The 23,314-nt window shown below is 59.4% G+C and carries 18 protein-coding genes; 12 read left to right on the plus strand and 6 right to left on the minus strand.

Annotated elements, in window-relative coordinates; genetic code table 11:
* Window positions 1-37: 37 nt before the first annotated feature.
* From dtd to galE, 4 genes are all read left to right on the plus strand, one after another.
* Window positions 38-490, plus strand: a complete 453-nt coding sequence (gene dtd / locus G7Y31_RS07030; protein WP_165006529.1) for a D-aminoacyl-tRNA deacylase — start codon at window positions 38-40, stop codon at window positions 488-490.
* A 112-nt stretch (window positions 491-602) separates the two neighbouring features.
* Complete coding sequence (locus tag G7Y31_RS07035) at window positions 603-1,610, plus strand: sigma-70 family RNA polymerase sigma factor (protein WP_165006532.1); 1,008 nt, start codon at window positions 603-605, stop codon at window positions 1,608-1,610.
* A 337-nt stretch (window positions 1,611-1,947) separates the two neighbouring features.
* A complete protein-coding gene (locus tag G7Y31_RS07040; RefSeq protein WP_165006535.1) occupies window positions 1,948-2,625 on the plus strand; it encodes a metal-dependent transcriptional regulator in 678 nt (225 codons plus the stop codon).
* A 71-nt stretch (window positions 2,626-2,696) separates the two neighbouring features.
* Window positions 2,697-3,713 carry a UDP-glucose 4-epimerase GalE gene (gene galE, locus G7Y31_RS07045; RefSeq protein ID WP_165006992.1) on the plus strand — a complete coding sequence of 339 codons (1,017 nt, stop codon included), beginning with the start codon at window positions 2,697-2,699 and terminating at the stop codon, window positions 3,711-3,713.
* On the opposite strand, the gene G7Y31_RS07050 is transcribed toward galE, so the two are convergent.
* Window positions 3,710-4,822, minus strand: coding sequence for a DUF4192 domain-containing protein (locus G7Y31_RS07050; RefSeq protein WP_165006538.1), 1,113 nt, complete (start codon window positions 4,820-4,822; stop codon window positions 3,710-3,712). The two genes, galE and G7Y31_RS07050, sit on opposite strands and share 4 nt — an antisense overlap.
* A gap of 367 nt (window positions 4,823-5,189) precedes the next feature.
* Here G7Y31_RS07050 and G7Y31_RS07055 point away from each other — a divergent pair, with 367 nt between their 5' ends.
* Entirely contained in the window at window positions 5,190-6,323 is a 1,134-nt protein-coding gene (locus G7Y31_RS07055) for a PAC2 family protein (protein ID WP_165006541.1), read from the plus strand.
* Between the two features lie 139 nt (window positions 6,324-6,462).
* Window positions 6,463-9,006, plus strand: coding sequence for a DEAD/DEAH box helicase (locus G7Y31_RS07060; protein WP_165006545.1), 2,544 nt, complete (start codon window positions 6,463-6,465; stop codon window positions 9,004-9,006).
* Window positions 9,007-9,231: 225 nt separating this feature from the next.
* On the opposite strand, the gene ahpD is transcribed toward G7Y31_RS07060, so the two are convergent.
* Window positions 9,232-9,756: an alkylhydroperoxidase, AhpD family gene (gene ahpD, locus G7Y31_RS07065; protein ID WP_165006548.1), complete on the minus strand. Its 525-nt coding sequence runs from the start codon at window positions 9,754-9,756 to the stop codon at window positions 9,232-9,234.
* 147 nt (window positions 9,757-9,903) lie between these two features.
* Entirely contained in the window at window positions 9,904-10,497 is a 594-nt protein-coding gene (locus G7Y31_RS07070; protein WP_165006551.1) for a peroxiredoxin, read from the minus strand.
* Window positions 10,498-10,635: 138 nt separating this feature from the next.
* Between G7Y31_RS07070 and G7Y31_RS07075 the strand changes: the two genes are divergently transcribed.
* Window positions 10,636-11,583 (plus strand): hydrogen peroxide-inducible genes activator, encoded by a 948-nt coding sequence (locus G7Y31_RS07075; protein ID WP_165006554.1) that lies wholly within the window; start codon window positions 10,636-10,638, stop codon window positions 11,581-11,583.
* Between the two features lie 49 nt (window positions 11,584-11,632).
* On the opposite strand, the gene G7Y31_RS07080 is transcribed toward G7Y31_RS07075, so the two are convergent.
* The gene (locus G7Y31_RS07080; protein WP_165006556.1) at window positions 11,633-12,643 is read right to left on the minus strand and encodes a DUF2189 domain-containing protein; all 1,011 of its coding nucleotides are present in this window, start codon (window positions 12,641-12,643) and stop codon (window positions 11,633-11,635) included.
* 183 nt (window positions 12,644-12,826) lie between these two features.
* On the opposite strand from G7Y31_RS07080, the gene hrpA reads away from it, so the two are divergent.
* On the plus strand, window positions 12,827-16,738 hold the full coding sequence (gene hrpA / locus G7Y31_RS07085; RefSeq protein ID WP_165006559.1) for an ATP-dependent RNA helicase HrpA: 3,912 nt from the start codon (window positions 12,827-12,829) through the stop codon (window positions 16,736-16,738).
* 111 nt (window positions 16,739-16,849) lie between these two features.
* On the opposite strand, the gene nrdR is transcribed toward hrpA, so the two are convergent.
* The gene (nrdR, locus tag G7Y31_RS07090; protein WP_165006995.1) at window positions 16,850-17,302 is read right to left on the minus strand and encodes a transcriptional regulator NrdR; all 453 of its coding nucleotides are present in this window, start codon (window positions 17,300-17,302) and stop codon (window positions 16,850-16,852) included.
* Window positions 17,303-17,400: 98 nt separating this feature from the next.
* On the opposite strand from nrdR, the gene G7Y31_RS07095 reads away from it, so the two are divergent.
* The 3 genes from G7Y31_RS07095 (at window position 17,401) to G7Y31_RS07105 (ending at window position 20,299) form a co-directional block, all read left to right on the plus strand.
* Window positions 17,401-17,673 (plus strand): hypothetical protein, encoded by a 273-nt coding sequence (locus tag G7Y31_RS07095; RefSeq protein ID WP_165006561.1) that lies wholly within the window; start codon window positions 17,401-17,403, stop codon window positions 17,671-17,673.
* A 533-nt stretch (window positions 17,674-18,206) separates the two neighbouring features.
* A complete protein-coding gene (gene lexA, locus G7Y31_RS07100) occupies window positions 18,207-18,905 on the plus strand; it encodes a transcriptional repressor LexA (RefSeq protein WP_165006564.1) in 699 nt (232 codons plus the stop codon).
* 599 nt (window positions 18,906-19,504) lie between these two features.
* The gene (locus G7Y31_RS07105) at window positions 19,505-20,299 is read left to right on the plus strand and encodes a DeoR/GlpR family DNA-binding transcription regulator (RefSeq protein ID WP_165006567.1); all 795 of its coding nucleotides are present in this window, start codon (window positions 19,505-19,507) and stop codon (window positions 20,297-20,299) included.
* Between the two features lie 55 nt (window positions 20,300-20,354).
* Here the strand turns inward: G7Y31_RS07105 and ptsP are convergent, their stop codons facing one another.
* The gene (gene ptsP, locus G7Y31_RS07110; protein WP_165006570.1) at window positions 20,355-22,043 is read right to left on the minus strand and encodes a phosphoenolpyruvate--protein phosphotransferase; all 1,689 of its coding nucleotides are present in this window, start codon (window positions 22,041-22,043) and stop codon (window positions 20,355-20,357) included.
* A gap of 249 nt (window positions 22,044-22,292) precedes the next feature.
* On the opposite strand from ptsP, the gene G7Y31_RS07115 reads away from it, so the two are divergent.
* Entirely contained in the window at window positions 22,293-23,267 is a 975-nt protein-coding gene (locus tag G7Y31_RS07115) for a 1-phosphofructokinase family hexose kinase (RefSeq protein ID WP_165006573.1), read from the plus strand.
* Window positions 23,268-23,314 lie beyond the last annotated feature (47 nt).

Below are 23,314 nucleotides of genomic sequence, written 5' to 3' on the forward strand. Positions count from 1 at the left end.
ACCGATGGATGAATGACGAAGGAAGGCCAGTTTAAGCATGCGCGCAGTACTTACCCGCGTATCTTCCGCCAGTGTCACAGTAGGCGGGGAAGTCGTCGGTGCAATTGAATGCCCGGAGACCACCGGCCTTTTGGCATTGGTGGGCATAAGCCGCGAGGACGTGGTGGACTCCCCAACTCAGCAGGCGGCCGTAAAGAAAATGGCGGACAAGATTTCGGGCTTGCGGATTTTGGACGGTGAACGCAGCGTAGTCGAGGTGGGCGCGCCGGTTCTCTTAGTTAGCCAATTTACGCTTTATGGGCGCACCGCGAAGGGACGGCGACCTTCTTGGTCGGATGCTGCTCCGGCAGACGTGGCAGAACCAGTCATTGACGAGTTGTCGCACCAGCTCCAGGCCGCTGGCATTCATGTAGAACACGGGCGTTTCGGTGCCATGATGCAGGTGGCATCGGTCAACGAGGGCCCTTTTACGGTACTAGTGGAGACTTAGCACTCTACCCCCAAAATGAGGTAGACCTGAAAGTTTCCTGAGTGCCGGGAACTAAATGGGCCGGAGCCTCGTTTAACACAGTGATAAATGGGATACCCCGGAGGAGGCCACTGTGACCAGCCCAGCTACAGCTCGCGAACACAACACCACCAACGAGGAGGAAAGCCAGGAAGTCGATCGCGGCTCACGTCGTAATCAGACCAATGACAACCCCTCAGCAGATCTTGTCCGTGTTTACCTCAACGGCATTGGCAAAACTGCCCTGCTCAGCGCTGAAGACGAAGTAGAACTGGCGCAGCGCATCGAAGTCGGACTTTATGCCGAATACAAGCTGGAAAACGCAGAGAAGCTCACTCGCGCAGAAAAGCGCGATCTAAAAATTTTGGTCCGTGATGGCAAGAAGGCCCGCTCCCACCTCCTGGAAGCTAATCTGCGCCTGGTGGTCTCCTTGGCTAAACGCTACACCGGCCGCGGTATGCCCTTGCTAGACCTTATCCAAGAAGGCAACTTGGGCCTGATTCGCGCTATGGAGAAGTTCGATTACGCCAAGGGCTTTAAGTTCTCCACATATGCCACCTGGTGGATCCGCCAAGCGATTACCCGCGGAATGGCAGACCAGTCGCGCACCATCCGCCTGCCAGTGCACCTGGTGGAGCAGGTGAACAAGCTCTCACGCATTAAGCGCGAGATGTACCAGTCCTTGGGCCGAGAGGCCACGAATGAGGAATTGGCAGAGGAATCTGGAATCGAGGAAGCCAAGATTGAGATGCTGCTGCGTCAATCGCGCGATCCGGTCTCGCTAGACATGCCGGTTGGTACCGATGAGGAAGCTCCACTAGGTGACTTCATCGAAGACGCAGAAGCTACGGACGCGGAGACCGCCGTGGTCGCCGCCATGCGCCACTCGGACATCCAGGACGTCATTGGCACCCTGGAGGGCCGGGAACAAGACGTTATCCGTATGCGATACGGGCTGGATGATGGCGTCCCGCGCACCCTGGACCAAATTGGTCGACGTTATGGGCTGTCCCGGGAACGGGTCCGCCAGATCGAGCGCGAAGTAATGGCCAAGCTGCGCGACGGTGCTCGCGCCGACCGCCTGCGCGAATACGCTTTGTAGACAGCCCGCTTCCCGCTGCATTTTCGCGCTACAGTGGGCCCGCCAGGCGCAGCGAAGCCTGGCGCAGCACAGCGGGTCCACGCGCTACGGTGCGGCCTAACACGCGATCGGGAATGGGGACAATCGCGTTATTGATAGGTAAAAGCGTCTAATACTTCGACACTGACAGGTTTAGCAACATTACACCAGGGCAAGAAGTGCGCTAAGGTGTAGGGTGCTTGATATCGACGGGCGCCGGCTTCGCATGGAGTCTCCACCCGCGGCAAACCGTAGCGCCTTGCCGCTCTAGCCGCCAGCTAGTCCCGGTAACGCTCCAGAGACAGAAAGGCCAGCATCCATGAATGATCTCGTCGACACTACTGAGATGTACTTGCGCACCATTTATGAGCTTGAAGAAGAGGGCATTGTCCCTTTGCGAGCGCGCATTGCAGAGCGCCTCGAGCAATCCGGGCCAACTGTCTCCCAGACCGTAGCCCGCATGGAGCGTGACGGATTGCTGCATGTGCGCAATGATCGCAGCCTGGATCTCACCCCGGCGGGGCGTTCCTTGGCCACGGCAGTGATGCGCAAGCACCGCCTAGCAGAGCGCCTCCTTACTGACGTCCTAGGCCTAGATATCCACCAGGTCCACGATGAGGCCTGCCGGTGGGAACACGTGATGAGCGAAGAGGTAGAAAAGCGCGTCGTCGCCGTTATTGACAGCCCCTACCGCTCCCCCTTTGGCAACCCCATTCCAGCCCTTGAGGAACTCGGCGTCGAGGCACCGGAGATGACCGAGGGTATTCGCGCCATCGACCTGCCCGTCGCCGTGCCCACAGAGACCACCATCGTGCAGATTAATGAGATTCTCCAGGTCGACGCCGCGCAGTTCCGTCAGTTGCATGATGCTGGCATTGTGACCGGCGCTCCGGTGACCATCACCAACCACAATGGAGTGATCTTCATTAAAACCGAGTCCGGCGCAACCGTTGAACTCCTCGACGACCTCGCCCACGCCATTCGTATTTCTGGCTAGGCGGCGACCAGGCGCTAGCTGCTAGCATGGGACGAAAATGTCACCCAGCAATGGAAGCGAGCAGCATAGCTATGGCCCCAACCGCCACCACCACTCCCCGCAAACTCTTAGTTACCGGCGGTGCCGGCTACGTGGGCAGCGTCTGTGCCGCGGTCCTGCTGGAAGTCGGCCACGACGTAACCGTGATAGATAACTTCACTACCGGAAACCGCAGTGCCGTACCGGAAGGCGCACGCCTAGTTGAAGGGGACGTCCGGGAGGTAGCCGGGGGCGTTCTCGCCGAGGGCGGCTTTGACGGCGTACTGCACTTTGCTGCACGCTCCCTTGTGGGCGAGTCCGTAGAGTCCCCTGCCGAGTATTGGCAGCACAACGTGGTAACTACCCTGGCATTGCTGGATGCCATGCGCGACAATGACGTGCGCAACCTGGTCTTTTCCTCCACCGCCGCGACCTATGGGGAGCCTGCACAGGTTCCGATTACCGAGGATATGCCCACCTCGCCCACCAACCCCTACGGGGCGTCCAAGTTGGCTATTGACCACGCCATCTCCTCTTATGCCCACGCCTATGGTCTGGGAGCAACGTCGCTGCGCTACTTCAACGTCGCGGGAGCCTATGGCACGATCGGGGAAAACCGCGAGGTCGAAACCCACCTTATCCCGTTGGTACTGCAGGTAGCCTTAGGGCACCGGGAGCAGATCTCCATCTTCGGCGACGACTACGACACCGCCGATGGCACCGCGGTGCGCGACTACATCCACATCCTTGACCTCGCCCAGGCCCACCTGCTAGCTCTGGAGAGCAATACTCCAGGGCAGCACCGCATTTACAACCTGGGCTCTGGCGATGGCTACTCCGTCCAACAGGTCATCGACACCTGCCGGGAAGTCACCGGCCACCCCATCCCCGCCCAGCATGCTCCCCGGCGCGCCGGGGACCCCGCCACACTTATTGCTTCTTCGGAGAAGATCAAGCAGGAGTTGGGGTGGGCCCCACAACGCACTGACCTGCACACCATCGTCTCTGATGCCTGGGCTTTTCACACCCAGCTGGGAGACCAGGCGCACTCCGCTGACCGGCGCGCTTAACCGCAGTTGCCGAGCGGGGACTCTGGTTCCTCGGCAAGGTTCACGACCGCGAGCCGTGAGCCGTCGCGCAGCGAATCGACCAGACTGTCATGGAGGCCCGCCCGGTAGCCCTTGTCCATTAAACGCGCCAGAGTATGCTGGGGTTCCTCCTTGAGCACAACGGACAGTACGGTGCCAGCGATCATCGGCAAGCCCTGCGCAATCTGCGTGGCAGCAAAGATGGTCAGTGCATTCCAGCGGGAGAGGCCTTCGACGCTTTGCGCTACTGCCAGCAGAATGGTTGCGGCGGCATCGGGAGCCTCCAGCAAAGCCCCCATGGCGAGGTCGCGGGTGAGAGTACAGCCCATGATCGCCCCCACGCGGCCCAAGAGCCCAGGCTGCCGGAGCAGCTCATCCAGTGTCCAGTCCGCCTCTGTCGCACGGGTGACCACCAATTCAATGAACGCAGGAATGTCTTCTACCTCGAGCTCACGGCACAGGTCGTGTGGGGGATAGCTAGGCGGCAGGCACCGGCCTAAAGAGAGCAAACTGGCTTCCCGCCCCACAATGCTTTCCAACTCCGCGCGGTGGCTGGGACACAGGAAACGATTGCGCTCCTGGTAGAAGGACTGCGCCGCAGCGCGGCTGACTTCCGGCAGCTGGCCCTGTTCTACCCACCGCTGCATGCTGGGGGAATTGATGATGGACGGTATGGTGCCCTCGCACCATGGATCCTGGGCACCGCCAGCAAACTGCTGGGGACCGAAGCAGACTTCGTAGGGTTGGCCCACGGCAATTTCTGGACTATGCCAGCAGGCGTCAATTTCGCGTCCGTCGTCATCGCTGCGGAAGTCATAGAGGAAATCGACGAGCCACTGCAGTGACTGCTGCGGACGGTGGGAAACAATAAAGGCGAAGACCACATCTGTCCCGGCAGAGACGGCGTCGAACGCCTCCGGGAGGTAGTCGTGAGCGTCTGCGATGTCACAACGCGCAATGGGGCCTAGTCGAAGGTTGTCCGCATGCTCATGAAACGCCATGAGGAGCACGGACTCGGTGGGATAGAACCCCAGCGCACCGGGGACATTGGACAAGAGGAAACCTGGTGAATATGTGTCGTGTGTGTTCATGTGCCCACCTTCGCACCCCGAGTCAACCCCCGGCAAGGGGAATTTTTCCAATCTGTGGATAACTCGTCATTTTGCGCACTTTAGTGGGCAAATCTTGCAGTTATCCACAGGAAGAATTCCACAGATTAAGATTATGTCGCGGTTTTAACTACTGTGACCGTCGGTCGGCGCGGGAGGCAACGCGGTGCAGCAACTAGTCGATATAATGGCAGGCTAGCCCAAACCTTTTACGCTCTGACCGTGTGAATACTCGCGCCATGTAGACCCCGGCCAGAAGCAGCCCAGCCGTGCGCAGGCGGGAATAGCTGCCGCCCCACTGGTGTTGTGCCCAACAGTGGCCAGCGATGGCCGAACAAGGAGGAATACCATGGATAATTCTCAACAACGTTTTTATGAATTAGAGTACCCCGTCCCCGCTGTCAACAGCTCGCCCAATAGCTCGGCTGAAGGCGATAAGGGAGCTACGCTCATCGTGGCGCTGCACGGCTATGCTGATGCCGGCCAGGCGGTAGAAACCAGCGCCAACCACCTCAAGGCCGCCTTAGAGCACCGCCTGATTGCCTCCTTCGAAACAGACGAGCTCATTGATTATCGCTCTCGCCGCCCTGCGGTAACCATAGCGGAGGACGAGGACCTGCAGATTGAGAACTTTGACATCGAGATGAGTGTCCTTAGAGACCCTTCCGGTAAAGCTTTCCTGTTGCTCTCCGGCCCGGAGCCTGACTTGCGTTGGCGCGGCTTTACTGAGGCCGTGACCGACTTGGCCCAAAAGTTCAAAGTAGACAACACCATCTGTCTGTACGCGGCCCCCATGCCTACCCCGCATACCCGCCCCATGGTGGTCACCGCCCACGGTAACTCCCAGAAACTAGTTGGCCACATGCTGCGCATGGACTCCACCATGATGGTGCCGGGGGCAGCCTCCCTGTTTATTGAGCGCGCCCTGGCCAAGGCCGGTAGTAATGTGGCTGGCTATACGGCACACGTGCCCCATTACTTGGGCGCTTCGGGTTACCCGCAGGCGACTTTGGGCTTGCTAGAGAGCATCAGCCATACGTTGGGGCTCAAGATTCCCCTGAAGTCCTTGGAACGCGACGTGGAACGCTTTAACCAGCAGCTAGAGACTCAAGTTATGGACTCCGAGGAGATCATAGAGGTAATTCAGCAACTCGAGGAGCAATACGACCGCTACATGGAGCGTTACCGCCAGGAGCACCCCCAGGCCATCATGCCGGGCGAGGCAGCCCTGCCTACTGCCGACGAGCTTTCGGCGGAGTTTGAAAAGTTCCTCGACGCCGTGGGACACGAGGAATCCTGGCGAGCACAAATCCTCTCTGAGGACATCAATGACCGCGAGGATGCAATTGGGGCCCCCGGCCCAGCCGCTAGTGACAACAATGTTGCCGATACCACCGATAGTGTAGACCCCGCAGACGCTGCCGATGCCGCCGAAGACCCCACCGCCGATGACGCTGAGGGTTCTCCCGGCGCTGGTTCCTAGGTCTGTGTCTTAGGCCCGTACCTTAAGCCCGTGTCTTAGGCCCGTGTCTTAGGCCCTTGCCAATTACTGGCAGTCATTGCACGGGCAGGCTCACGGCCCTGCCACACCCGGTACCCATAATGGCATACACTGGGCTGCTGTGAACCTTTCCCAGCACCTCAGCGACTTCCAAGACGTACCCGAGTCCGTGCTCGATGATGTCATTTGGGACGCGTTCCAGACCTGGACATCGGAGCGCGGCATTAGCCTCTACCCTGCTCAGGAGGAAGCCAGCCTCGCCGCGCTGGCTGGAGATAATGTCATCTTGGCCACCCCCACGGGATCGGGAAAGTCCATGGTGGCAAACGCCGCGCACTTTTTTGCGCTGGCCAAGGGGCAGCGCACGTTCTACACCGCTCCCATTAAGGCGCTAGTCAGCGAGAAGTTCTTCGCGCTGTGCGAGATCTTCGGAGCGGAAAACGTTGGGATGATGACTGGGGATGCCACCGTAAACCACAAGGCCCCCATCATTGCAGCCACGGCAGAAATCGTCGCTAATATCGCTTTGCGCGACGGAGCTAACGCCGACATCGCCCAGGTGGTTATGGATGAGTTCCACTACTATTCAGAGCCCGGGCGCGGCTGGGCATGGCAGGTCCCGCTGTTGGAACTTCCCCACACCCAATTCATTCTCATGTCTGCGACTCTGGGAGATACCAAATGGCTCGAAGATGACTTGACCGCCCGCACAGGGCGCAAAACCAGCTTGGTCACCGGCAGCACCCGGCCGGTGCCGCTGGACTTTAGCTACACGTTCTCTGCTGTACATGAGACCATTGAGGAGCTACTCTCCCGGGGCAAGGCCCCTATCTATGTTGTGCATTTCTCCCAGCGGGAGGCTGCTGAGCGCGCCCAAGCATTGACCTCTTTGCCCACAATGCTCAGCGCGGCAGAAAAGGACGCCATCACCGCAGAAATCGGCGCCTTCCGCTTTAGTACAGCTTTCGGCCGCGATCTCTCTAAACTGCTCCGCAAGGGCATTGGCATTCACCATGCGGGGATGCTGCCCAAGTACCGCCGGTTGGTAGAAAGGCTGGCCCAAAAGGGGCTGCTCAAGGTTATCTGCGGCACGGACACACTGGGCGTGGGTATCAACGTCCCCATACGCACGGTATTGATGACAGGCCTGGCCAAATTCGACGGCTCGCGCCAGCGCATCCTCAAATCCCGCGAATTTCACCAAATCGCTGGGCGCGCGGGCCGGGCGGGTTATGACACCGAAGGCACTGTGGTGGTCCAGGCCCCCGAGCACGAGATTGAAAACGCCAAAGCTCGCCGCCGCGCGGGCGATGACCCAGCCCGCTTGAAAAAGCTTAAGAAGAAGTCCGCTCGCGATGGCGAGGTCACGTGGTCAGAAAAGACCTACCTCCGGCTCATAGACGCTGAACCTGAGCAGTTGAGCAGTCAATTCCGCGTGAGCAATTCGATGTTGCTCAATGTCTTGGCCCGCCATGGCGACGGTTTTGAACACATGCGCCACTTGCTGCGCACCAACCACGACACCAGGGCAAAGCAAAACCAGGACATCCTCACCGCGCTGGATCTCTTCCGCGGCCTGCTGCGCACCGGCGTGGTGCAGCGCTCTACTAAGGGGCTAGACATTTATGGTCGCCCCTACCATGTGGTGCGCGAGCTCCCCCGCGACTTCGCACTAAACCAGCCGCTAGCCCCGTTTGCCCTGGCCGCGCTGAGTGTGTTGGACCCCGAGTCCCCGACGTTTGCCTATGACATTATCTCCGTCTTCGAGTCCATTTTGGATGATCCCCGGCCGGTGCTGCGCGCCCAGCAGCAGGCTGCACGGGGCGAGGAAATCGCTGCCCTCAAGGCGGAGGGCGTGGACTACACCGAACGGATGGTCATTGTCGAGGAGATCACTTGGCCCATGCCCCTTGATGAGCTCCTCCACCAAGCATATGACACATTCGCAGAGACTAACGCATGGGTCAAGGAGTTCACATTGTCCCCGAAGTCGGTGGTGCGCGACATGCTGGAAAACGCAATGACGTTCTCCGATCTCGTTGCCACCTATGGTTTGGCGCGCTCCGAAGGCGTGGTGCTGCGCTACCTTACCGATGCCTGGCGTACCCTGCGCCAGTCCGTGCCAGATGAGTTCTATACCGAAGAGCTTGCCGATGTCGTCGAATGGCTCGGCGAGCTTATCCGCCAGGTGGATTCCTCGCTGGTGGACGAGTGGGCACAAATGACCGGCGAGGATCAGCCCGTTGACGCCGCCACTATGGAACGCGAGTTGGCATTTGGCGTCGAAGATCCCACTGCCCTAACCTCCAACCGGCGTGCCTTTGGCATCATGGTCCGCAACTACTTCTTCCGCCTGGTCAACCTCTTTGCACTGGAAAAGGAAGAACGTTTGGAGCAGCTGGTGGACTACCTCGATGATGTCCCGGACTTCGGCGGCGCGATGGATGCTTACTTTGCTGACTACGACGATATCGATTGGGGACCAGCCGCCCGCGGCCCGGAGTACTTCCATGTCGAGGGCGAGGGCTCGCGCAGCTGGACAGTGCGCCAAATCCTTAAAGACCCCGCCGGAGACAATGCCTATCAATTCGTAGGCACCGTGGACCTCGATGCTTCTGATGCTGCCGGCGAAGTCCGCCTCTCCTCGCTACACATCGAGGCCTAACAGCTCGCAACCCAGCACATCCCGTGCTAGCAGCTTGCTGTAAAGCACGGGCCAGATTGTCCGCTGAAGTCCCGGGCACGAAAAGGGACCTGCACTGGTACTCAACGAACTAGCACAGGCCCCAAATTTTGGCGCTGAACGTTTCTCGCTGGGCCTGTCACGCTGGGCCTTTATGCACGGGCCCAGCATATGAAGCCCGCAGACACGCGGCCTGGTGTGGACCCCTTAGCGTGCGGCTTCAATCTGCACGGTCTGGACCACAGCCTGGATGACGGCACCAATCTTGACGCCTTCCCAGATCTGCTCCTTGGTCAGGCCCTCCTCCTGGAGAGTCTTAGCGTGGGCGGACAGGCAGTGCTCGCAACCATTGATGGCGGACACGACGGTGTTCCACAGCTCGAAGTTGGCCTTGTCTACACCCGGCTTGGAGATAATGTTCATGCGCAGGCCGAACTTTACCTGAGCGTAGTCATCGCCCAGCCAGCCCTTGGCGCGGTAGGCCACGTTGTTCATGGCCATCACGGTAGCGGCGCCCAGGGCAGCATCGATAGCCTCGGCAGACAGGTGCTCCTTAGCCTCTTCCATGATTTCAGACAAGACGGTGTCGTTGCGGGTCGCAGCAGCTGCTGCCAGCAGGGAGCCCCACAGCTGCTCTTCGTTGAGCTCGGTGGAGCGGGCCAGGGATCCCAAGTTCAGCTTCTGGTCCTTGGCGTACTCCGGCAGGGAGGACTTCAGGTTATCAATAGACATTACTTTTCTCCTTACGCGTTTTCATAGGCGATTTTCACGCCTGCTTAAAAGCAGGCCCCGCCGGGATATGACTCATATTCAGCGGGGCTGGTACTGACGATGGTTCTCAGGCTAACGTCCGGGGACGTAAGTCCTAGGGCATCCGCCTTAGAGGGAGGACTGCACAACCTCGAGCTTGTCGATGTTCTTGGTCGGGTCATTTGCCTGCCAGTTGCAAGCGCAAACCTCTTCGGACTGCAGGGCATCCAGCACGCGCAAAACCTCATCAACGTTACGACCCACGGCATCCGGAGTTACGGAGACGAACTGGATAACGCCGTCCGGGTCAATGATGAAGGTAGCGCGGTCAGCAACGCCAGCAGCGTTCTCCACGCCCAGGGCACGGATCAGGTCATGGCGAACATCGGCGAACATCGGGAACGGAACTTCCTTGAGCTCCGGGTGGGTTGCACGCCAGTTGAAGTGCGCAAACTCATTATCGGTGGAACCGCCCAGGATCTGGGTGTCTCGGTCCTGGAATTCCTCATCCAGCTTGCCAAAGGCAGCAATTTCGGTCGGGCACACGAAGGTGAAGTCCTTCGGGTAGAAGAAGACAACCTTCCACTTGCCCTCGTACTTGTCCAGGGACACCTGCTCGAAGTAATCCTCCGGCTGGGAAGCATTAACGTCGTGCAGATCACCACCCTTTAGTGCGGTCAGCTCAAACTCGGGGAATTTCTCTCCAACGGTCAAGATAGGCATGTGGCCAAACTCCTCTTTCGGACGGGGTTGTCTGAATTGTCTCTTTAGCCGCCGTTGGCGACCAATGACATTCATTATGCACCCTTTCCGCGCCCCTGTCAATAGTTCCAACTTCTCAATGGTGCTAGAGTTATAGGCATGAACAATAAAGAGTACCGGCCGACACTCGCCCAGCTGCGCACATTTGTGACCATTGCGGAGAATAAGCACTTTGGCACCGCCGCTACCAAACTGCAGATTTCCCAGCCATCATTATCCCAGGCGCTCGTCGCCCTAGAACAGGGCTTGGGCATTCAGCTCATCGAGCGCTCTACCCGTCGCGTCATCGTCACCTCCGCAGGCCAGACGCTGTTACCGCACGCTAAAGCAACCCTAGAATCCGCTGAGGCATTCATGGCTCATGCCCGCGGCGCACAGGGCACCCTATCTGGTCCGCTGACCATTGGCATTATCCCCACCGTCGCTCCATACATCCTGCCACACCTCCTGCGCTCCATCCGGGAGGAGTTTCCGGAGCTTGAACCCATCTTCGTCGAGGAGCAGACCCACACTTTGCTGGAGCGCCTGCGCGACGGTCAGGTGGATCTAACCATCATGGCCCTGCCTGCCGAGGCTCATGGGATGGTTGAAGTTCCGCTTTACCAGGAACAGTTCCGGGTGGTTACTCACCGCACTCACCCGTTGGCCGGCAGGCAGGACCTTAGCCTTAAAAAATTGGATGAGCTGGATTTACTTCTGCTTGATGATGGCCACTGTCTGCGCGAGCAGATCCTGGATCTGTGCCGGGCAGCACGCGTCAATCCCGCCGATGCCACTAATGCCGTCACCCGAGCTTCCTCCCTGACCACCATCATGCAACTGGTCATTGGCGGTATGGGCGCCACCTTGATCCCCGCCTCCGCCCTGGCGGCTGAGTGCCGCCACCCTGATATTGCCGTAGGCAATTTCGCCCCTGACGTCACGGCCCAGCGCCAGGTGGGCCTGGTCTTTCGCTCCTCGGCAGCACGCTCAGACGAGTTTCACGCGTTTGGCCAGTTGGTCTCGCGCGCCTTTGCACAGGTAATGGAAGAGCAGGTGCCCCGTTAGGACACCTGCTCCGCACAGTTCGATGGCGCTTTCGCCTAGCTCCTAGGGCCTACGCAGCCGGGGCGGGAATCTGACCACCAATTGCCTGCCGGTAGACGTGCCCCAGGGCTAGATACTGCGCGGGCAGCAGTACCAGCAGCCCGAACCCCAGCGTCACAAGACCCAAGACGAGCATGATGAACATCAGCAACAGCTGGAAACCCACCAGCGGCAGATAATTCTTCGCGCCCAGCTTCACGCCCATTGGGATAGATTCCAATACCCCGGCGCGCCCATCTGCAACCAGCCACACAATCAACGTAAAGAATGGTGTGACGAATGCCATAAGCACAGTCAAACCCAGAACTGCCAGCAACACCGTTCCAAGCGCAGCAAGAGCTACCGCTGGGTCATCCAACTGCTCTATACTCTGCTCCAACCGTTGAAGAGCACCGAAGAGGGTAATAAACGCAAGCGCCAAAGCCAACGCAGCAGAGATGATGCCAACCAGGATGCTGGCCCCAATAACCTTCCAGAAGTTCTGGGTGCGCGGAATATCCTTAAAACCTGCCTTGGGGGCATCAATATCGCGCAGCACCAAGGAGTAAATGACTGGGGTAAGCAGCAACCCGATGATAGCTGCCAGGCTGTTAAGTGCAATATCCCCTGGGCCCCACGGGGAAGCTCCTATGTGCACCTCCGCATTCGCATCTCCTGTCCAGCCCGCTGCGAAGCCAGCGATGAGACCAACCACGACTGCCACACCGATGAACAGCAAGCTGCCCAGAACCCACAGCCCGGGATTCTGGAAGGTGCGCTTAAAGCCAAATTTGATTGCCTCCCAGGGGTGAACTCCCGGGGGTGCCGGAATGGTTGCACCATTGACACCGTATTCCCCGGCACCCTCGTAGCCGGAGTAACCGTTAAACTCGGCCCCGGTGCCAGCGCTCGAATCTGAATGCGTCGGATAACTCGGGACCCCGAAGTCAGGGCGGTCTTCTGGGTGATTTGTAGGTTCATAGCGCCCAGGCTCCGGACGCTGGTCCCCTCCGTCACGCTGCGGGTCATTTGGGGTTGTCATCGTTCCTCCTTGAATGAAGTCTCGTTGAACAATTCACGCGAGTATCTTGAAGCAATAGCCGCGAAGTGCCCTTTTAATAGTACAGCCTAACCTGAAATAAATCCGGCCCGAGGCCCACCAGTTACGTACTGTGACCGAATTGTTATTTGGATCCTTCCCGCAGGGTAGACTGTTGTGTCAATTATGTCTGACTTCACCGAGCCCGCGCAGACTCCGTCGCGCGAAGAACTGCTTCGTTCCCTCTCCCAGGTCACCATCACCCAGGAGCGCCACTTCCGCAGGCGTTTAGCCAAAGCTCGCAGCCCGCGCGCACTCGCTGCCATCGCTGCGGACATCAAGCAGGCCCAGCAACGCCTTGCCGAACGTGTTAGCAGCATCGGCGCCATCGACTTCCCCACTAGTCTGCCGGTAACGTCCCGCAAAGACGACATTGCCCACGCCATCGAACACCACCAGGTGGTCATTATTGCCGGTGAAACCGGCTCCGGAAAGACCACCCAAATCCCCAAAATTTGCCTGGACCTAGGCCGTGGCCGCCGTGGACTCATTGGCCACACCCAGCCCCGCCGCCTGGCTGCGCGCACCGTCGCCGAGCGCATTGCCGATGAACTCGGCCAGCCCATCGGCCAATCCGTCGGCTACGCCATTCGCTTTGATGATCGAGTCTCCGAGACCACCGCTGTCAAGCTAATGACCGACGGCATCTTGTTGGCGGAAATGCAGCGAGACCGCTTCCTCAACGCCTACGACACCATCATTATCGACGAGGCCCACGAGCGTTCCCTCAACATCGATTTCCTGCTTGGCTACCTCAAGCGCCTCCTGCCCAAGCGCCCAGATTTGAAGGTCATTATTACCTCTGCGACCATCGATCCAGAGAGGTTTGCGCAGCACTTTGCCGATGCCTCTGGTACCCCCGCCCCCATCATCGAGGTCTCCGGCCGCACCTACCCCGTTGAAATTCGCTACCGGCCTCTGGAATTTGAGGCTGGTGGAAAGCTAGTGGACCAGGATCCTCTGGATGGTCTGTGTGAGGCCATAGAAGAGCTCATGAGCGAAGGCGACGGCGATATTTTATGCTTCTTTGCCGGTGAGCGCGATATCCGGGATGCCATGGAGGCTATTGACGCCCGCCGCTGGCGTGGCGTGGAGGTCACTCCCTTGTTTGGGCGTTTGTCCAATGAGGAACAGCACCGGGTGTTTAGCCCACATTCTGGGCGGCGAATTGTCCTGGCCACCAACATCGCCGAAACTTCTCTAACGGTTCCGGGCATCCGCTACGTGGTGGACACTGGTACCGCCCGTATCTCGCGGTATTCTACGCGCAGCAAAGTCCAGCGCTTACCCATTGAGCCGATTTCTCAAGCTAGCGCTAACCAGCGTTCCGGCCGCTGCGGACGCGTGGCCGATGGCATAGCCATCCGCTTGTACTCAGAGGAAGATTTCGCTACCCGCCCCCAGTTCACCGACCCGGAAATCCTCCGCACCAACCTGGCCAGCGTCATTTTGCACATGATTTCCCTGCGACTAGGCGATATTGCAGAGTTCCCTTTTGTCCAGCCACCGGAGGCCAAAGCGGTTCGCGATGGATTGCTGCTTCTCCACGAGCTTGGCGCCCTTGAGCAACAAGAAAAAGACGGTCTGCCAGTACCTACCACTACGGGCAAGGACTTGGCGCGCATTCCCGTTGACCCCCGTATGGCCCGGATGCTGGTCGAAGCCCACACTAACGGATGCCTCCAAGACGTCATGGTCATCGTCGCTGCCTTGACTATTCAAGATGTGCGCGAGCGCCCTATGGAATACAGCGCTCAAGCTGACCAAGCACATGCCCGCTTTAAAGACACCTCCTCGGACTTCATGTCCATACTAGCCTTGTGGGACTACATTCAAGACTCCCGCTCAGAACTCAGCGGCAACGCCTTCCGCAAGCGCATGAAGTCAGAGTTCCTCCACTACATGCGCATCCGAGAGTGGTTTGACCTTGTACGCCAACTGCAGGACGTGGCCGCCCAGCTGGGGTGGAAGGACGCTAAGGGTACGGAGGCATCGGCACGCCAAGCAGATCGCATCCACATGAGCCTACTGGCCGGATTACTGTCCAACATTGGCGCTCGCGAGGGCAATTCCCAGCAGTTCCAGGGCGCACGGAATACCAAGTTCCTGGTGTTCCCGGGCTCCGCGCTGGCCAAGAAGCCCCCACAATTCCTCATGGCCGGGCAATTGGTGGAGACCTCACGGTTGTGGGCACGCGACGTCGCGGCCATTGAGCCGGAATGGGTTGAAAAAGTAGGTGGCCACCTGCTCAAACACACCTACTCGGAGCCGTTTTGGTCCCGCAAACGCTCTGCGGCCATGGTACACCAGCGCTCAACGCTGTACGGCGTGCCCATTATCGTCGACCGTGTAGTGCCCTACCACCGCGTTGACGCCCATGCAGCGCGCGATATGTTTATCCGTCACGCGCTCATTGAAGGTGAATGGACTACACACCACCAGTTCTTTGCCAGCAATGCCCAATTGCTCGAAGACGCGGCGGAATATGAGGAAAAGGCTCGCCGCCGCGGCTTGGTGGTCGATGAAGACACTCTCTTTGACTTCTATGACGCCAAAATCCCTAGCAAGGTTACCAGCGGGCGGCATTTCGATTCCTGGTGGAAGAAACAGCGCCAGGCCACACCGGACTTGCTTGACTTCGACCCAAATGCCCTGGTGGATGACCACGATGTCACCGAAGTGTCGTTCCCCGATCGCTGGCTCAAGGGCAGCATTGACTATGACTTGTCCTATAAATTTGAGCCCGGGGATCCCCTCGACGGCGTGTCAATTCTGGTGCCCGTACCGCTGCTAGCAGGGATGGACACCGACGGGTTCGACTGGCTGGTCCCCGGCTTGCGGCTAGAGCTCGTAACTGAACTCATCCGTACGCTGCCTAAAGCCCTGCGGCGCACAGTGGTGCCCGCGCCTGACTTTGCGGAGCGCGCCCTGCCCCGCCTCGTGCCCTACTCGACGCCGCTGGTAGAACAATTGGCGCAGGTCTTGCAGGAATTCGGCGCCCAGGGAATAAGTGCGAGCGACTTTAACCCGGACAAGCTACCGCCGCACTTGCGAATGAACTACGCCGCTATAGATAAGCGCGGCACGATCATTGACTCAGATCGCGACTTAGCGGCCCTTGTTTCCCGCCAGGCTGGCTCCATTACTGCATCGGTCTCCCGAGTAGGTCGCAAAGCAGAGTCGGCCGCTGTCAAAGAATGGACAGCAGAGAACCTGGGTACCGTGGCCGAAGAGGTCGATACCGTGGTCGACGGGCATGAGGTCGTGGCCTACCCCGCGCTGGTGGCAACCCCCGATGGGGTTGAGGTCAAGGTTCATCCCACTAGGGCCGCTGCCGATGCCGCCATGCTCACCACCACGTTGACCCTCCTGCTGCGCGAAATCCACGTTGCTGCCGGCCCCATGGTCAAGGGCTTGCCCTTGCAACAACGCGTCGCCATCGATGCCTACCCCCATGGCGGCGCGCAGGGTTTGGTTGATGACGCTCGCGTGGCGGCGCTGCGCGACCTGCTGATTGCTGCAGGCGGCCCGGTGCGCTCGCCGGAAGAATTTGCCACCTTAGTGTCACAGGTAAAGCCTCAGGTCGCTGGCGCTGTGCGCCGTACGGTGGTGGCCCTGGCACCGGGCATTGTCGAATACGCCAACGTTGCCACAGAATTACGCAAGTGGGAAGGGCCCGCGATCGATGATATGCGCACCCAATTGGAATTCCTCTTGCCGCCGCACGCGGTAACCATTCATGGGCTCATCCACCTCCAACACCTGCCCCGGTACATCCAGGCCATGCGTCTGCGCCTGGAAGACATGGGGCTTGATCCCCACCGTGATGCCGACCGGCAAGCCGAAGTTGATGAGGCGCGCGCTTACCTACGCAACCGCCTGCGCTCCCTGCCCGCGGGCAGGGAGAAGACCAAGGAGGTCAAGGAGATCTACTGGATGATAGAAGAGCTGCGGGTGTCCCTATTTGCGCAAAAACTAGGCACCGCCCGCCCCATTTCCTTGCGGCGGGTACAAAAAGCCATCGACAAACTGCGTTAGTCGACGCACACCGGCTCCATGTTGGCCTCTGCTAGACACCCTCTGCTAGGCGTAGTCCCGCCAGCGCCCAGACTCGGACCCGCCTGCGCACAGACTCGATCCCGCCTGTGCCTAGACGCGGTCCCGCCTGCGCATGAGGCGGATTTCAGACTCAAAGTCTGCTGCGCTATCGAAGGACTTATAGACAGAAGCAAAGCGCAAATACGCGACCTCATCAAGATGGCGCAGTGGCTCGAGGATGGCAAGACCAACGTCGTTGGCATTGACCTGCGAACTGCCGTGCCCACGAATTGTTTCCTCCACCTCTTGCGCCAGACGCTTGAGGGCGTCGTCAGAAACGTCCCGGCCCTGGCACGCACGACGCACGCCGCGGATAAGCTTTTCGCGGCTAAAGGGCTCCGTAATCCCATTGCGCTTAACCACCAGCAGCACGGCCTTCTCCACGGTGGTGAATCGCCCTTCGCACGAGCTGCATTCACGACGGCGACGAATGGCAGTACCAGAATCTATAACACGCGAGTCAATGACACGAGACTGTTCGTGGTGGCAGAAAGGGCAATACACGCTAAGGTCCTCCATAGGCCGTAGGCTCAACTTCGGGAGCGGCGCAAGGTCTCAACCGCTACAGCTCAATCTAGTGCGTGGTTGTCCACTCGTTAAATTTGCACCACCACAGGTATCGCGGCAACGCCCTGCACGACGGGAACGTCCTGCACAACGGCAACGCCCTGCACGACGCCAACACCGTGCTCAGCTACAACGCCCTACGCGAAGGCGCCATCCCTAGCTTCGCCCACAGCACCCAGTGCAGTGCCATCAGCAATAGCGTGCGCCGTCCCCTGTGCATATCCGCGCGCGGCAACCTGCGGGTCTTGATTGAATGCAGCACCTACGACGAAGCACAAAAACACCACCACACCAAGAACTGCCCCTAGCACGTAACTGCCAAAGTCTGAGCGATCTTCAACTATGCCTGCAGGAGCGCTCGACCCTACTACCTGCCGCTCGCGTGGCCCAAGACCCGCGCCATACTGTTCGAAGTCACAACTCAAATGCCGCGGGACAGAGCCGGGATAATCCCGCCTAGAATCCTGGGCAGCTGTGCGAACCGGCGTGCCATCCCAGACAGCAGCCGGGGGAACTACATAAGCTTTGCGGCGCCGCGAGGACGGAATATCCGCAGATAGCTGATGGTAATTCAAAGCGATAGCCATGCCAAAAACTCCTTACATTTCCTAATGTTCAAACACTGTAATGCCCAGGATGGACACGACCCCTCCAGGAGCGCCTACATGTTCGAAGCAGTCGATATGTTCGAAATATAGCACCGCCGAGAAAGTTTGTCCACGATTGGGGTCAAAACTCGAACATTCGTACTTTGCATGCTATGAATAGATAGGGAGACGGTGTAGCGATTAACGTCGCCGCCAAAGAACAAACGCCACCATATGGAAGTAGGAGAACCGCCATGGCACGTAAGAACCCCAATAAGCTTGATGTCTCACAGCTCAGCGCACGCCAGCGCCGCATTTTGGAAGTTATTAGCGACGCAGTCTTGTTGCGTGGCTACCCGCCCAGCATTCGCGAGATTGGAGACGCTGCCGGCTTGCAATCAACATCTTCTGTTGCGTACCAGCTCAAGCAACTGGAAGAGAAGGGCTTCTTGCGCCGCGATCCCAATAAGCCGCGTGCGGTAGATGTGCGCCACCTGCACACCTCGGACAATAGGGCTGCGAAGATGAACAGGCAGCGTAGCGCTAGCAATGACGATGTACCGTCTGAAGCCTCTGGGGTGTCTTATGTTCCAGTTGTTGGCCGCATTGCAGCTGGCCTGCCTATCACCGCTGAGAAGAATATCGACACCTACTTCCCCATGCCGGACGAGGTTGTGGGACAAGGCGACTTATACATGTTGCAGGTTGTCGGCGAATCCATGAAGGACGCGGGCATCCTCGATGGCGACTGGGTGATTATTCGTAGCCAACCGACCGCTGAAGAAGGCGACTTCGTCGCCGCTTTGCTCGAAGGCGAAGAAGCCACAGTGAAGGAATTCCACCGGGACTCCACCGGGGTGTGGCTACTTCCCCACAACGAAGACTTCGAGCCGATTGACGGCACCCATGCAGAAATCATGGGCAAGGTCGTCTCGGTCTTCCGGAAGCTCTAGTGCCGCAGGGTTGAACTCTCCAGAACCCTCCAGGAGCACATAAGCCCGATTACTGACTGCGGCCCCATGCGGGCGCCTAGCGAAGGCGCTGCACGTGGGGCCTGTCTGATTCCGCGCCGGATTCGCACGCTGACACCACCCCTGGCACTGTCCAACGCTAGTGGCCGGTCCGCAGTAACGGCCATGGTTCTGAGGAAACGGTCCTGCCCCCAGGAGTGACCCTAGGTCCTCAGGAGCACTCTCGGGGGCCAGAAGCGGCCCTGATTCCCACAAGCGGGCCCATTGTGTCCTGTGGCTGAGCCGGGGCGCTCCATTGTATTAATCGCCCCCATATAAGGGGTAAGGCCGCAAGCAGACTCAAAATCCTTGATTGGGATGGTTGTGGCTCTTTAGCTGCGGTTATAGCTGCTCTCTCACGTACGGAAAGCCCCTAAACCTCACGCGAAAATCTGTGATTGCCTCCGATCACGCCCGATTTTGGGAAGCTTTTGGAAGAATGTAACAGTAGCTGCCGCAGATCCGGCCCGCGCAGAAATTGCGCCACTTACCGGAGCGGCTTCACGTTCCATTTCCAGTTGAAGTAAGGAAGTGCACAAGACATGTATGCCGAAGAACGCCGCCGCCAGATCGCGTCCCTAACCGCGGTGGAGGGACGCGTTAATGTGACCGAACTTGCCGAACGCTTCGACGTTACCGCGGAGACCATTCGCCGTGACTTAGCCGGACTGGACCGCGACGGAATAGTTCACCGCGTGCACGGCGGCGCTGTAGCGTCCCGCGCTTTTCAAACTGCAGAGTTTTCCCTCGATGCTCGCTCGCGTTCTGCATCCAAGGCGAAATCTGACATTGCACGGGCTGCACTAGAGTACCTCCCCAAACGACATGGTTCGATATTCCTCGATGCCGGAACCACTATCAACGCACTCGCGGATTTAATTGGCACCCTACCCCAGGCCACGAACTTGTCCATAGTGTCTAATAGCTTGCCCATCGCGCTCTCGCTAGCAGGCAATGGTCACCCTGATATTCAGTTGCTGGGCGGGACGGTACGCGCAATCACCCAGGCGGTAGTGGGCGATACCGCCCTGCGCACGATGGCGCTCATGCGCGCCGATGTGGCCTTTATCGGCACCAACGCCCTCACCATCGACCATGGGCTGTCTACCGCAGATTCCCAAGAGGCGGCTATCAAATCAGCGTTTGTTACCCACGCGCACAAAGTCGTAGTGTTGTGTGACTCCAGCAAGTTGGGAACTGACTACCTGGTTTCTTTCGCCGCCATTTCCGATATCGACGTGGTGATCACCGACTCCGCCGCGCCGCGCAGCTTTATCGATCAACTGCGCGACCGCGATGTAGAAGTAGTTGTCGTCGGCGACCAACCCACGCCCTAGGCGGAGTCAGCGCCACCTTCCAGGGCCAGGCAACTGCCAACACCAGGCCAGTGCCCTAGGCCAGTGCACTGATGTAGTCACGCACTGCCTCACGGGCTTCGGCGGCGCTTTCGGCACTGACAGCCAGATCGGCGATCTTTTCACAGTCTTCCCTGGTTAATTCGGCCAACTGTGCACCAACACCGGCAATTGCGGTAGCAGCACACGACAAGGAGTTCACTCCCAGACCAACGAGTACCCCGGCGAGCATGGGATCCGCAGCGGCTTCACCACACACGCCAACCGGCACGTTGTGGTCACGGCCCACAACGCAGGTGTGCTGAATAAGACGCAGCACTGCTGGCTGCCAGGGGTCGGTCAGATAGGCCAGCTGCGGCGACAAGCGGTCAGCCGCCATAGTGTACTGGGTCAGGTCATTGGTACCGATGGAGACAAAATCCAGGTGGGGCATGATGGTGTCCGCCATGAGCGCGGCAGCGGGGACCTCAATCATCGCCCCCGCAGTCAGGTTGCGTTCCCGGCACAGCCGGGCAAACCACTTGGCCTCAGAGGGGGTAGCCACCATTGGTGCCATGACCCACGTAGCGGCATCGTCGCTGCGTTCCGCGGCAGCTTGGGCGATGGCATCCAACTGCCGGGTAAGCAGCGACTCATTGTCGCGGGCAATGCGCAGGCCACGCACGCCCAGCGCAGGGTTTTCCTCTGATTCCATGGTGGCGTAGGAAATCGGCTTATCGGAGCCTGCATCAAGGGTGCGCACCACGACTTTCGACTCGGGGAAGGCCGCAAATACTTTGCCATAGATGCGGGCCTGCTCATCGACGGTGGGTTCTTCCGTGGCGGAGAGGAAGGACATCTCCGTGCGATACAGGCCGATGCCCTCTGCCTCCGTGTCCGCAGCTACGCGCGCGGCATTGCCATCGGCGACGTTGGCCAGCAGTTGGAATCGGTGTCCGTCTTTGGTTTGGGCAGGACCGGTCCACTGGGCAACCTTGGCGGCAAATTCCCGGTATTCCGCAACTGCTTGTCGGGCTTCGGACTCATCAGCATTGAGCGTCACCGTTCCCAGGGAGCCGTCCAGGAATACCTGGGTGCCTGCCTCGATGCTGCGCAGCTCCGCACCAACTGCCACGATGCAGGGGATGTCCAGCTGGCGGGCAATGATCGCGGTGTGGGAGGTGGGCCCTCCCAGCTCGGTGACCAAAGCCTTGATGTGGGCGGTATCCAGCGTTGCGGTATCCGCGGGTGCAAGGTCGTCTGCAAGAAGCACGGCCTCCCCCGTCACCGTCGGCAGCCCGGGCTCCGGCTCCCCGCGCAGCTGGGCAATGACGCGGTCCCGCACATCTTTGAGGTCCGTAGTGCGCTCCGCCATGATCCCCCCGGCGGCCTCAAACATGGCCACAAATTTATCGGTGGCGCCAACTACGGCGTATTCGGCGTTGTTACCGGAGTTGATGTTCTTGCGCACTGCCTTGTGCCAGCCGCGGTCTTTGACCATTCCGGCAGTGGCGGTGAGAACTTCCGCCGCGTTACCCTCGGCGCCTGCAGCCCGGGTCTCAAGGCGGCCTGCCACGGTCAATGCTGCCTCCGTAAAGCGCTCGAACTCGGCCTCACGCTGGTCCTCGCCGACGGGCGTACCTACGGTGGGTAGGTCCGGACGCGGCCTGACCCATACTGCCGGAGCGTAGGCCACGCCTGCGACTACGCCGGTTCCTTTGATGCTGTGCGAAGATGCATTTCCCATGGTTGGAAGCTCCCTTACCTTCACGTCGAGTGGGTTGTTATGTCCAGATCATCACAAAAAGCAAACAAAAGCAATAAAAACCACAGATAACCATTGACATTCAGACACAATCGGGCAAAGATAAACAGTGGTCACTTGCTCATGATGCCATTCATGGCAAAGCACAGCCCCGGTGTGGGAAACCCGCACCACGGGCCGCGCCTCCTGTCGACCAATATACGGAACTTCCCGCTTAAGGTTGCTGATTAGATGATTGTCACACTTACCCCGAACCCCAGCATCGACGCGACGCTCGAACTGCCCAGCCCGCTGGAGCCAGGAGCTGTCCATCGCGCCCACAACTACCACCGCGTTGTCGGCGGCAAAGGGCTCAACGTCACGCATGCCATCACCTTGGCCAACCGGCCCAGCACCGCCATTTTCCCCAGCCGCGTAGATGACCCCTTCCTCGACTTAGTCCGCACAGCAGACTTGCCCCACGCCCCGGTTACCGTCGGCATGTCTGATTGGGTGCGCACCAACACTACGGTCACCGAGCCCGATGGGCGCACCACCAAACTCAACGGCCCCGGCCCCACGTTGGCAGCCGGTACCATCGAGCAGCTGCGCGCAGCTGTCGCAGAACACGCTAGTAGCGCCAGGTGGGTGGTACTAGCGGGCTCGCTGCCGCAAGGTGTGGCGCCAGACTGGTATGCCCAGCTCATTCCTGCTCTTCGCGAGGCAGCTCCCCAGGTGCGCATTGCCGTTGACACGTCCGATGCCCCCTTGACAGCCCTGGGCCAACACCTCGACGTCGCTGCCCCTGACCTAATCAAGCCCAATGGCCTGGAGCTGGGACAGCTAGCCGGAGTCGACGGCCTGGACCTGGAGCGCCGCGCTGAGGAAGGCGACTTCAGCGGGGTCCTCAACGCCGCCCGTCACATCAACGCCCGCGGTGTCGCCGAAGTTTTGGTCACCCTAGGCGGTGCCGGGGCGCTACTGTGCACTGCCGATGCCGCCTGGATCGCCACCCCGCCACCAGTCCAAGTGGTCTCTACCGTCGGCGCCGGAGACTCCTCATTGGCCGGGTACCTGCTGGCCCGTAGCGCCGGACTCGATTTCGCCCAATCACTACAACACAGCGTCGCCTATGGCAGTGCAGCCGCCGGCCTGGCGGGCACCACCATTCCGCGCCCCTCACAACTAGATACCGAACACACGACGGTCACCCCGGTCACCGTCTAAACCTCTGCACGATGCGAAATCCTTCGCACTGACCTTAGAAAGGAAGC

The organism is Corynebacterium lizhenjunii, assembly GCF_011038655.2.
Taxonomy (GTDB): Bacteria; Actinomycetota; Actinomycetes; order Mycobacteriales; family Mycobacteriaceae; genus Corynebacterium; species Corynebacterium lizhenjunii.

Excerpts from the sequence above, each read along its gene's own strand:
- dtd (WP_165006529.1), top strand. The coding sequence starts at position 38 with ATGCGCGCAGTACTTACCCGCGTATCTTCCGCCAGTGTCACAGTAGGC.
- G7Y31_RS07040 (WP_165006535.1), top strand. The coding sequence starts at position 1,948 with ATGAATGATCTCGTCGACACTACTGAGATGTACTTGCGCACCATTTAT.
- galE (WP_165006992.1), top strand. The coding sequence starts at position 2,697 with ATGGCCCCAACCGCCACCACCACTCCCCGCAAACTCTTAGTTACCGGC.
- G7Y31_RS07050 (WP_165006538.1), bottom strand. The coding sequence starts at position 4,822 with ATGAACACACACGACACATATTCACCAGGTTTCCTCTTGTCCAATGTC.
- G7Y31_RS07055 (WP_165006541.1), top strand. The coding sequence starts at position 5,190 with ATGGATAATTCTCAACAACGTTTTTATGAATTAGAGTACCCCGTCCCC.
- ahpD (WP_165006548.1), bottom strand. The coding sequence starts at position 9,756 with ATGTCTATTGATAACCTGAAGTCCTCCCTGCCGGAGTACGCCAAGGAC.
- G7Y31_RS07070 (WP_165006551.1), bottom strand. The coding sequence starts at position 10,497 with ATGCCTATCTTGACCGTTGGAGAGAAATTCCCCGAGTTTGAGCTGACC.
- G7Y31_RS07075 (WP_165006554.1), top strand. The coding sequence starts at position 10,636 with ATGAACAATAAAGAGTACCGGCCGACACTCGCCCAGCTGCGCACATTT.
- G7Y31_RS07080 (WP_165006556.1), bottom strand. The coding sequence starts at position 12,643 with ATGACAACCCCAAATGACCCGCAGCGTGACGGAGGGGACCAGCGTCCG.
- hrpA (WP_165006559.1), top strand. The coding sequence starts at position 12,827 with ATGTCTGACTTCACCGAGCCCGCGCAGACTCCGTCGCGCGAAGAACTG.
- lexA (WP_165006564.1), top strand. The coding sequence starts at position 18,207 with ATGGCACGTAAGAACCCCAATAAGCTTGATGTCTCACAGCTCAGCGCA.
- G7Y31_RS07105 (WP_165006567.1), top strand. The coding sequence starts at position 19,505 with ATGTATGCCGAAGAACGCCGCCGCCAGATCGCGTCCCTAACCGCGGTG.
- ptsP (WP_165006570.1), bottom strand. The coding sequence starts at position 22,043 with ATGGGAAATGCATCTTCGCACAGCATCAAAGGAACCGGCGTAGTCGCA.
- G7Y31_RS07115 (WP_165006573.1), top strand. The coding sequence starts at position 22,293 with ATGATTGTCACACTTACCCCGAACCCCAGCATCGACGCGACGCTCGAA.